Origin of the sequence: Pseudoalteromonas sp. (assembly GCF_041613455.1) — a bacterium.
Lineage (GTDB): Bacteria > Pseudomonadota > Gammaproteobacteria > Enterobacterales > Alteromonadaceae > Pseudoalteromonas.
This window is the reverse complement of sequence record NZ_JBFJHD010000105.1, coordinates 1-10651: the sequence shown is the minus strand read 5'-3', so window position 1 is coordinate 10651 and position 10651 is coordinate 1. Positions and strand designations below refer to the sequence as shown.

The 10651-nt window shown below is 45.3% G+C and carries 9 protein-coding genes; 6 read left to right on the top strand and 3 right to left on the bottom strand.

Annotation, left to right across the window (positions count from 1 at the left end; all coding sequences use genetic code 11):
• From ispG to der, 5 genes are all read left to right on the top strand, one after another.
• A partial coding sequence (gene ispG / locus ABYB02_RS10605) for a flavodoxin-dependent (E)-4-hydroxy-3-methylbut-2-enyl-diphosphate synthase (RefSeq protein WP_372762431.1) occupies nt 1-1117 on the top strand: 1117 nt, incomplete at its 5' end.
• Nucleotides 1118-1295: 178 nt separating this feature from the next.
• Nucleotides 1296-2570: a histidine--tRNA ligase gene (hisS, locus tag ABYB02_RS10600; RefSeq protein ID WP_372762430.1), complete on the top strand. Its 1275-nt coding sequence runs from the start codon at nt 1296-1298 to the stop codon at nt 2568-2570.
• Nucleotides 2571-2596: 26 nt separating this feature from the next.
• On the top strand, nt 2597-3217 hold the full coding sequence (locus tag ABYB02_RS10595) for a YfgM family protein (protein ID WP_372762429.1): 621 nt from the start codon (nt 2597-2599) through the stop codon (nt 3215-3217).
• Nucleotides 3218-3227: 10 nt separating this feature from the next.
• Nucleotides 3228-4406 carry an outer membrane protein assembly factor BamB gene (bamB, locus tag ABYB02_RS10590; protein WP_372762428.1) on the top strand — a complete coding sequence of 393 codons (1179 nt, stop codon included), beginning with the start codon at nt 3228-3230 and terminating at the stop codon, nt 4404-4406.
• Between the two features lie 92 nt (nt 4407-4498).
• On the top strand, nt 4499-5965 hold the full coding sequence (gene der / locus ABYB02_RS10585) for a ribosome biogenesis GTPase Der (protein WP_372762427.1): 1467 nt from the start codon (nt 4499-4501) through the stop codon (nt 5963-5965).
• Nucleotides 5966-6068: 103 nt separating this feature from the next.
• Here der and ABYB02_RS10580 read toward each other — a convergent pair whose 3' ends face one another.
• Nucleotides 6069-6656 (bottom strand): DUF4202 domain-containing protein, encoded by a 588-nt coding sequence (locus ABYB02_RS10580; RefSeq protein ID WP_372762432.1) that lies wholly within the window; start codon nt 6654-6656, stop codon nt 6069-6071.
• Between the two features lie 133 nt (nt 6657-6789).
• Here ABYB02_RS10580 and ABYB02_RS10575 point away from each other — a divergent pair, with 133 nt between their 5' ends.
• Nucleotides 6790-8508 (top strand): DUF885 family protein, encoded by a 1719-nt coding sequence (locus ABYB02_RS10575; protein WP_372762426.1) that lies wholly within the window; start codon nt 6790-6792, stop codon nt 8506-8508.
• A gap of 65 nt (nt 8509-8573) precedes the next feature.
• On the opposite strand, the gene ABYB02_RS10570 is transcribed toward ABYB02_RS10575, so the two are convergent.
• Together ABYB02_RS10570 and ABYB02_RS10565 are read right to left on the bottom strand one after the other, a co-directional pair.
• Nucleotides 8574-9035, bottom strand: a complete 462-nt coding sequence (locus tag ABYB02_RS10570; RefSeq protein WP_372762425.1) for a thioredoxin family protein — start codon at nt 9033-9035, stop codon at nt 8574-8576.
• A 242-nt stretch (nt 9036-9277) separates the two neighbouring features.
• Nucleotides 9278-10651, bottom strand: a 1374-nt coding sequence (locus ABYB02_RS10565; protein ID WP_372762424.1) for a glutamate synthase subunit beta, incomplete at its 5' end; no start/stop codon positions are given.

Below are 10651 nucleotides of genomic sequence, written 5' to 3'. Positions count from 1 at the left end.
GTTTTCAGAATCTCCAATTAAACGCAGAAAATCAACCCGTATTAACGTCGGCAATGTGCCCATTGGCGACGGCGCCCCGATTGCGGTGCAATCAATGACTAACACCGACACCCTCGATGTCGATGCCACGGTAGCGCAAATTCAAGCCATTCAAGATGCCGGCGCCGATATCGTACGCGTGTCAGTCCCGACCATGGACGCGGCCGAGGCGTTTAAAAGTATCAAACAGCAGGTCTCAATTCCGTTAGTGGCCGATATTCACTTTGACTACCGTATTGCGTTAAAAGTAGCCAAATACGGCGTCGATTGCTTGCGGATCAACCCAGGTAATATCGGCAGTGAAGAGCGTATTAGAGCAGTGGTAGACGCCGCTCGCGAGCATAACATCCCGATTCGTATTGGGGTTAACGGTGGTTCACTGGAGCGCGATTTGCAAGAAAAGTATGGCGAGCCGACCCCCGAAGCATTATTAGAATCAGCAATGCGCCATGTCGATATTTTACGCCGCTTAGACTTTGACCAATTTAAAATATCGGTAAAAGCCTCAGATGTATTTTTAGCCGTGGGCGCGTATCGCTTATTAGCAAAAGAAATAGAGCAGCCGCTGCATTTAGGCATTACCGAAGCCGGTGGCATGCGCTCGGGATCGGTTAAATCGGCAGTAGGTTTAGGTATGCTATTGGCCGAAGGCATTGGTGATACCCTGCGCGTGTCGCTTGCTGCTGATCCGGTGCAAGAAATAAAAGTCGGTTTTGATATTTTAAAGTCGTTACGCATTCGTTCGCGCGGCATAAACTTTATTGCCTGCCCAAGTTGTTCTCGCCAAGAGTTTGATGTTGTGAGCACCATGAACCAACTTGAAGAACGCTTAGAAGATATTATTGAACCGGTTTCGGTGTCAGTCATCGGTTGTGTGGTTAATGGCCCAGGTGAAGCACTGGTCAGTGACATTGGTTTGGCTGGGGCTAATCGCCGTTCGGGGTTATATATTAATGGCGAACGCCAAAAAGCGCGTATTGATAACAATAATATTGTCGATCAACTCGAAGGCTATGTGCGCGACTATATCGAGCAAAAGCAAAAACAAACCGCTATCGATATCAAAATCGTTGAGTAATTAAAACATTTACACACATTTTAGTTTGCCCCTATTGCACGCGGTTATCACTGAGTAAGTTAGTGATAACACGCCGCTAGACTCGCATTTACGCATGAGTTAAGGTTATAATATAGGGTCAATAATTTTATATTGCTGCGGCAACTGGCTGCGCAAAAAACAGTTTTAGGATTTATCAGTGGCAAAACAAATTCAGGCAGTTCGCGGTATGAACGATTGCCTGCCAGGCGATACGCAAATTTGGCAGAAAGTTGAACACATTTTACGCGAGACAGTAGCATCGTTCGGTTATCAAGAAATTCGTTTTCCTATTGTAGAATCAACCGATTTATTTAAACGCTCTATTGGTGAAGTAACTGATATCGTTGAAAAAGAAATGTACACCTTTGCCGATCGCAACGGTGACATGCTTACTCTACGCCCAGAAGGCACCGCCGCATGTGTGCGGGCTGGCAATCAAAATGGCTTACTCTACAACCAAGAGCAACGCCTTTGGTACATGGGTCCGATGTTTCGTCATGAGCGCCCACAAAAAGGCCGCTATCGTCAATTCCATCAGTTTGGTTTAGAAACTTTTGGTATTGCAACGGCCGATATCGACGCTGAAGTGATTTTATTAACGGCGCAATTATGGCAGTCGTTTGGTATCAGCGAGCATGTACGCTTAGAGCTCAACTCGTTAGGCTCTAACGAAGCGCGCGCAAAATACCGCGATGCGTTAGTGGCCTACTTAGAGCAACACCTTGATGCACTCGATGAAGACTCAAAACGTCGCATGTATTCTAACCCATTGCGAGTGTTAGACAGCAAAAACCCCGAAGTGCAGGCTGTTTTAGTTGACGCACCGAAGTTATCTGAGCATTTAGATACTGAATCAAAAGAACATTTTGAAAATTTATGTGAACGTTTAGATGCCGCTGGCGTCAAATACACGATTAACGAAAAGTTAGTGCGTGGCTTAGATTATTACAACCGCACTGTATTTGAGTGGGTCACCGACAGCTTAGGCGCACAAGGTACTGTGTGTGCTGGCGGACGTTACGATGGCTTAGTTGAGCAACTTGGCGGCAAAGCCACTCCTGCGGTTGGGTTTGCAATGGGCCTTGAGCGTTTAGTGCTGTTACTACAAGCCCTTGAATGTGTTGGTGATGTTCGCCGAAGCGCCGATGTATATTTAGCGGCGATGGGCGATAAAGCCAGCATACAAGCACCCGTTATTGCCGCAGAGCTACGTCGCGATGTGGCAAACCTTCGAGTAATGGTGCATGCCGGCGGCGGCAACTTTAAAAAACAATTAAAACGTGCCGATAAGAGCGACGCACTTGTGGCTGTGATTATTGGTGAAGATGAATTAGCACAAGGCGTGGTGACCATAAAGTATTTACGCGAACGTAAAGAGCAAGTCACACTAAAATTAGAACAAGCTAAAGCGCTACTCGCTGAGCTTATTTAATAGCTGAGCAAACATTAGAGGTAGAAATGGATATTTATTCAACAGAAGAACAACAAGCAGAAGCCATTAAACGCTTTTTTCGTGAAAACGGCCTATCACTGGCACTTGGTGTCATTGTCGGTTTAGGTGGATTATATGGCTGGAAAGCCTATAACCAGCATCAAATTACCACTGCAGAGCAAACTTCTGATGCCTACACCACACTGGTTTCAAGTGACAATGTATTAGCATCAGCGGATAGCTTTCTTAGCGAACATAAAGACAGTAACTACGCGACGCTAGCGGCTTTTGTGGCAGCTAAAGATGCGGTAGAAGAAAATAAACTCGATGTAGCGAGCGAAAAACTGAGCTGGATCGTCGCCAATAACGATAACACTGAATTAACAGCCATTGCGATCACTCGTTTAGCACGTATTCAAATTGCCCAGCAGCAGTTTGACGACGCACTCACTACCTTAGAGGCGACGCTGCCTGAAGCATTTGCGGCCAATGTTGCTGAACTTAAAGGCGATATTTATACTCAGCAAGGTAATAAACAGCAAGCACGTGTAGCCTATCAAGCTGCAGTGGATGCCGGTGGACTCACCAGCAACCCACTATTACAAGTTAAGTTAGATGACCTAGCAATCTCTAGCCCAGCAGCATAAGGTTTTAGCTATGAAAAAAATAACTATGGCTACCCTAGCCTTGTGTATGGCAACGCTAATGGGCTGTTCATCAAGCGATGACGAAGAAGAGCTAGTATTACCGCAAATTGTTAATCAATTTGAAACGCAAGTTGTGTGGCAAGAATCGGTGGGCAATGGTGTTGAACACTTTTTCTCGCGCTTATCGCCTGCTATTTATAATGACACCGTGTTTGTTGCTAGCCGTGAAGGCCAAGTACATGCACTGAAGCTCGCAAACGGCGATACGCTGTGGAAAACCGATGTCCGTCACGATCTGTCGTTTTGGCCATGGGCTAAAAATGAGAGTGCAAAATTATCGGGCGGAATCTTACAAGCTTATGGTAAAATATATGTAGGCTCTGAACATGGCTATGTTATTGCTCTAGACCGTGAGACAGGTAAAGAAGTTTGGCGCAAAAAAGTACCTGGTGAATCGCTTTCAAAGCCCGCGGCAGGTGATGGCTTAATTTTTGTTAATTTAGCGTCGGGTAAATTGTTAGCCATGCACCCAGATACTGGCGAAGAACGTTGGCGTTTTGAGCAAGAAGTGCCTGCTCTAACATTACGTGGACAAAGCTCACCCACGGTGGCTAACGGTGGTGTGCTGGTTGGCCTAGAAACAGGTAAATTGAGCGTATTAATTTCAGACAGTGGCTATTCAGCATGGAGTGCAGACATTGCCATTGCTAAAGGTGCTTCAGAATTTGAACGCTTGGTTGATGTTGATACACAACCTTTGATCAGCGGACCGTTTGCTTACGCTATTGCGTATAATGGCAACTTAGCGGCAATCGATATTCGCTCTGGTAATGTAGTATGGAAACGTGAGTACAGCAGCTACCGCGAAATTGCCATGGATGCACAAAGTATTTATGTCGTAGATAGCCAAGGTGTTATTTACGCATTAGATAAAGATTCAGGTATTGAACGTTGGAGTCAACCCGCTCTGCGTGGTTGGTACTTAACAGGTCCTACGGTGGCAGGTGACTATTTAGCACTTGGCGACCAAGAAGGTAATCTACACTGGGTGAATAAAGCCACTGGCGAGCTAGTATCTCGTGAAGACTTTGATAGTTCAGGCTTTTTTATTGAACCTGTGGTTGCCGGCGATAAATTGATTTTATATACCCGAGATGGGGAAGTTAGTGCGGTGGAAATACCCAACTAACTTCAGGCTATAAGTGTAACCCGCTAATAGTTAATTATTTTTTTAAGGCTTCGCAGCGCGAAGCCTTTTGTTGTTTTTTAAAGAGGTAGTGTATGCTTCCCGTGATCGCTCTAGTAGGGCGACCCAATGTGGGCAAATCCACATTATTTAACCGTTTAACACGTACTCGTGACGCGCTCGTAGCCGATTTTCCAGGTTTAACACGTGATAGAAAATATGGCCAAGCAAATTATGATGGCTATGAATTTATCGTGGTAGACACGGGCGGTATTGATGGCTCAGAAGAAGGCATTGAAATCGAAATGGCAGATCAATCTCTGCTCGCGATTGAAGAAGCCGATATTGTACTGTTTTTAGTTGATGCGCGTATAGGTATGACCGTGGCCGATCAGGCCATTGCCAACCACTTACGTAAGCAAGAGAAAAAGTGCTTTGTGGTTGCCAATAAAACCGATGGTATTGACGCCGACTCAAACTGTGCCGAATTTTATCAATTATCCCTTGGTGAAGTGCATCACATTGCCGCTGCACATGGCCGTGGTATTACCTTATTGCTTGAGAAAACACTGCAACCAGTGATTGCTGAATTAGCCGCTCAAGCCGAAGAGGTAGCGGATGATGATGAAGAACTTATCGAGCTTTACCAAGAAGGTGAAGACGATACAGATTACCAAGCGTTTGCCGACAAACCGGTAAAACTGGCTATTATTGGCCGTCCTAACGTTGGCAAGTCAACACTTACCAACCGCATACTCGGTGAAGAACGTGTTATTGTTTACGATATGCCCGGCACGACGCGCGACTCTATCTATATTCCGATGACCCGTAACGACAAAGAATATATTTTGATCGATACTGCGGGTGTACGTAAGCGTAAAAAAGTAAGCGACGTGGTCGAAAAGTTCTCAGTAATTAAAACGCTGCAAGCAATTGAAGACTGTAACGTAGTGTTATTGGTTGTTGATGCGCGCGATGGTATTTCTGATCAAGACTTAAGCTTATTAGGCTTTGCGCTTAACTCAGGGCGTTCTCTGGTAATTGCAGTGAACAAATGGGATGGCCTAGACGACTACGTTAAAGAGCGAATTAAAACCGAGCTTGATCGCCGCTTAGGCTTTATTGACTTTGCCCGCCTGCACTTTATTTCGGCATTGCACGGGACCGGCGTGGGTCATTTATTTGAGTCGGTTGACGAAGCATACGAGTCGGCGACTAAACGTATTAGTACCGCAATGTTACGCCGTATTATGGATATGGCACAAGCTGATCACCAGCCGCCACTGGTACGTGGTCGTCGTGTTAAGCTGAAATATGCGCATGCCGGGGGCTATAACCCGCCGCGTATCGTTATTCACGGTAACCAAGTGCATGATTTACCCGATAGCTATAAACGCTACTTGATGAATTATTACCGTAAAGCCCTGAAAATTATGGGCACGCCAATCAAAATTGAATTTAGAGAAGGCGATAACCCATTTGCAGGGCGTACTAATAAAGTGACGCTGTCGCAAAAACGTAAAATTCGTGCCTTTAGTAAAGAAAACCGCAATAAAAGCTAAGAACTAGGTGCTAAATGCTAGGTGCTAGGTGCTAGGTGCTAGGTGCTAAAATATTAAATGGCGTACATTAAATGTACGCTATTTTTTTGTTTAACAAAAAGTTTTACGCAACTGCTTTATGAATAATACCCACTAAGGGCTCAGGTAAGGTAATTTTTCCCGCCAATACAAAATCACGCGCCGCGACTGACATTTTTTGCCAAGTGCGGCGAATAATGCCCAACCATTTCTCTTCATTGTAATCAGGTTTTGTTTGAGTAAACGCCAGCATATAATGTTCAATAAACACCAAACTTGCAATATCCTCTACCAACTGACTATCAGGGTTACGTTTAATATTTTGCTTCGCTACCGCAGCATACACTCGCTGTTGCTGTACTTCATTAAAGCCAACTTGCTGCATCAGCTCAACGACCCTTGAAGCATGAAATATATAAAGCGCACTACGCCACTGATGATAGCCCTGCTTGTTCATAGCAAAGTCACTACGCGGTGACCGCCAGCGCTCAATATGCTGGCCGCGTACTGCTATTTGCATCAACTCATCGGCATCGGGTTTAAAACGCAGCAGCATGTCTGTCATGCGCAGTGCATATAAACTTTCTTTTGCTATGCTCTGTCCTTGATGCAGCTGTTGATTTGGATCTTGGCTATTGGCTGCATCAATCAGCGTTATTACTTTATTAAACATAATTGTCATTTCTATACTTTATTTTCTCCATTCTAAAGAGCAAAAATACATTTAGCTAGTAGCGTATTCGTTAAGTTAACTTGGTAGTATCATTACTATTAAAAATAATTAACTCACTAAGAATGAGAATGCCATGTTGAAAAAAAATATTTTAGCACTGTATTTAGCCGTTGTTTCATTACCGAGTATGGCCGATGACAATGCCAAATTAACGCACATTATCGATAACCATTGGCAGCACGCGCAAGCTGAAAAAATCTTCTTTCGCACCGATCCCGATGGCTGGAAACCCAATGGCACCCTGCCTAACTGGAGTGAACAGGCGATTGCTCAGCGACAACAATACAATAAGACTGTGCTCGATAGTTTAAAAAACATTGCTCCCAGTGCGCTCAGCGACGCACAATTAATGAATTACCGCTTATTTAAATATGAGCGTGAAACCGAGCAACAAAGTTACTTATTTCAAGATAAATACTTTCCGATTAACTTTTTAAGTGGCTGGCACACCTACTTTGCCGAAGCGCCCGCTAACATGGCCTTTTTAACAGCTGATGATTACGAAAAGTTTTTAGTGAGTCTTGCCGACTACCCACGCTTTAATCAGCAAAATATTGATTTAATGAAACAAGGTATAAAAACAGGGTTTACCCATTACTGCGAAAGTTTTAAAAATTACAGCCAGAGTATTAGCGCGCATATTGTTAAACAGCCTGAAAACAGCGCCTTATACGAGCCCTTTACGCGTATTCCGAGTACATTTAGTGCCGCTCAACAAGCCGCGTACCAACAACAAGCAAAAGCATTGATCAGCGCCAAAGTTGTGCCTGCTTATCAGCAATTTTATGACTTTTTTGTCAACGACTATATGCCACATTGTAGAGCGCAGCCGGGAATTGCCAGTGTTAAAGGCGGGCTTGATTACTACCAATATACGGTTAATTACTACACCACCACTAACGCCACACCCAAGCAAATACACCAACTTGGCCTCAAGGAAGTGGCACGTATAAAAGCACAAATGCAGCAAATAATTGCTGATGTTGGCTTTGACGGCAGCTACAGTGAGTTTTTACAGTTTTTAGCCACCGATGAGCAGTTTTACGCCACCGATGCGCAAGACTTACTGGAAAAAACCGCCTTTATTACGCAAAAGATGTACGGCAAATTACCCACTTACTTTGGCCATTTACCACGTAATACCTTTACCATTAAAGGCTCAGCCAGCCGCGGCGCGTTTTATATGCCACCGCCAGATAACCGCTCGCCAGGCACTTACTTTTTAGCCTCCACACCTAAATTACAGCCTTTGTATAATTTAGAAGCACTGAGCTTGCACGAAGCCATTCCAGGCCATCATTTACAAAATGCCATTGCTATGGAGCTCGATGTACCTGAATTTAGACGCACCTTAAGTCACTCTGCATTTGGCGAAGGCTGGGCGCTGTATACCGAACGTTTAGGTAAAGAAGCGGGGTTTTATCAAGACCCTTACAGCGATTTTGGTCGCTTGGGCTATGAAATGTGGCGCGCGGTGAGACTGGTTGTTGATACGGGTATTCATGCGTTTGGTTGGAGCCGTCAACAAGCCATCGATTATTTGGCCGAGCATACCGCCCTGCCGCAACAAGCCGTGGAAGATCAAATAGACCGTTATATTTCGTGGCCAGGGCAAGCACTGTCTTACAAAATGGGCGAAATTAAAATTCGAGAACTGCGCGCTAAAGCCGAAATAGAGCTGGGTGCTAAGTTTGATATTCGCCGCTTTCACGACACCGTTATTGGCCAAGGCTCATTACCGATAGCGGTATTAGAGAATGTGATCAATGACTGGATTGCACAGCAAAAGTAAGCAATGTAAGCTTTTTGCCGCGGCTCTACAACTCAGCGCCAATTAGCTGCAAACTCACTGGTTTATTAAGGTAAATTTTTAGTGAGATCTTGCGCCAGAGTGCCCGCGGGCTTTTCAACCATGCGTGTTAACTCTTTGCCATTTTGCATCACTATGATGGTGGGTGTGTACTGCACGTTGTTAGCGTGTGCCACACCAGCGTCGTCTTGTTTATTTTTATTTACCGTCACCAACCTCAGGCTAGTTAACGGCACTTGCGATTCATCCAGTAACTTAAGTAACCTCGGCACTTCGCGCGCACTGTCGTGACACCAAGTACCCAATACCACCAACACCTGTTTGTTCTTTAGCTTTTGCATTAATGCTAACTCTTGCTCAGTGGGCGTAAAATTGTGGTATTGCTTAGCAAAATCACTGTATTGTGCGAGCAAATCAGCCGCGCTTATTTCACTGCTAGAGGCAGGCGCTGCGGTTAAAGCGCTTATCGGTAAGCAGAACGTAAGTAATAACATTAACTTTTTAAACATAGTGTGCCTTTCATCGTCGCAGAAAACATGGCTAATAAAATAGCGGTCACGGTATCTAAACACAGTTTGATGACAGTTTATAATATTAGTCGATGAACGGCCTATCCCCTACCAAAACGACGCTACCTTATCGTTATTTATTAGTTGCTGTAAATGTGTAGGCAATCGCATAAAATAAGCCCCACCGCACGTAAGTGCAGCGGGGCTTAATATTCATTTTGTCACTCAGTCGTGACTATTAGTTACGGTAAATAACTGTGGCCCATTAAGTAGCGGTCAACCTCACGGGCGCAGCGACGACCTTCATCGATGGCCCAGACAATTAAACTTTGCCCGCGGCGACTATCGCCTGCAGTAAATATACCCGCTTTACTGGTAGCAAACTTATCGTATTCTGCGGCAATATTGCTACGGTTATCTTGCGCTAAGCCAAATTGCTCAATTAAACCGCCTTCAGGCCCCATAAAGCCCATAGCTATCAGTACAATATCCGCAGCAATCACTTTTTCACTGCCGGCTACTGGTTGTGGCACCATTTGCCCTTGTTCATTTTGTTGCCACGTAATATCAACGGTATGCACGGCTTTAACATTGCCTTGTGCATCACCTTCAAGCTTGGTGGTCATCACCAAATAGTGACGCGGATCGTCCCCTTGTCGTGCAATCGCTTCTTTTTGCCCGTAATCAACCAACAGCCGTTTTGGCCATTGTGGCCAAGGGTTGCTCGTTGCGTCGCGTTTTTCGGGGGGGCGCGGCATGATCTCTAGCTGAATCGCGCTGTTACATTGATGACGCAGTGCAGTACCAATGCAATCGGTGCCGGTATCACCGCCGCCAATAACCACCACATTTTTACCTTTCGCATTAATGAATGCGCCGTCTTGATGCTCACTATCAAGCAGGCTTTTAGTGTTCGCTGTTAAAAACTCCATCGCAAAATGCACGCCACTGAGCTCGCGTCCGGCAACAGCTAAATCGCGCGGCACGGTTGCCCCGGTGCACAACACCACGGAGTCAAAGTCACTTTCCAGTTGCGCCACACTAATGTCTTTGCCCACCTCAGTGTTAGTCACAAAGACAATGCCTTCTTGCGCTAAAATATCAACGCGGCGCTGCACTAATTCCTTTTGCAACTTCATGTTGGGAATACCGTACATAAGCAAACCACCAATGCGGTCGGCGCGCTCATACACGGTAACCATATGGCCGGCTTTATTTAACTGCGCTGCCACAGCTAAGCCCGCAGGCCCTGAGCCAATTACGGCTACATTTTTACCGGTGCGCGCTTTAGGCGGCTCAGCCACGACCCAACCTTGCTTAAAAGCATGGTCAATAATTTCTTTTTCGTGCAGCTTAATCGCCACCGGATCGGCGTTGATACCCAAGACACACGCACCTTCACAAGGCGCCGGACACACGCGACCCGTAAATTCAGGAAAGTTATTGGTTTTATGTAATAGTTCTACGGCATCTTGCCAACGGCCGCGATAAATTAAGTCGTTCCATTCTGGAATAACATTATTTACCGGACACCCAGCAACTGCCGGTGCAAATTCTGACTTTGCTGATTGGCAAAACGGCACACCACAATCCATACACCGCGAAGCTTGTTGCTC

Coding starts and splice junctions, on each gene's coding strand:
- ABYB02_RS10580 (WP_372762432.1), bottom strand. CDS start 6,656: ATGTTTAATAAAGTAATAACGCTGATTGATGCAGCCAATAGCCAAGAT.
- bamB (WP_372762428.1), top strand. CDS start 3,228: ATGAAAAAAATAACTATGGCTACCCTAGCCTTGTGTATGGCAACGCTA.
- ABYB02_RS10595 (WP_372762429.1), top strand. CDS start 2,597: ATGGATATTTATTCAACAGAAGAACAACAAGCAGAAGCCATTAAACGC.
- der (WP_372762427.1), top strand. CDS start 4,499: ATGCTTCCCGTGATCGCTCTAGTAGGGCGACCCAATGTGGGCAAATCC.
- ABYB02_RS10575 (WP_372762426.1), top strand. CDS start 6,790: ATGTTGAAAAAAAATATTTTAGCACTGTATTTAGCCGTTGTTTCATTA.
- ABYB02_RS10570 (WP_372762425.1), bottom strand. CDS start 9,035: ATGTTTAAAAAGTTAATGTTATTACTTACGTTCTGCTTACCGATAAGC.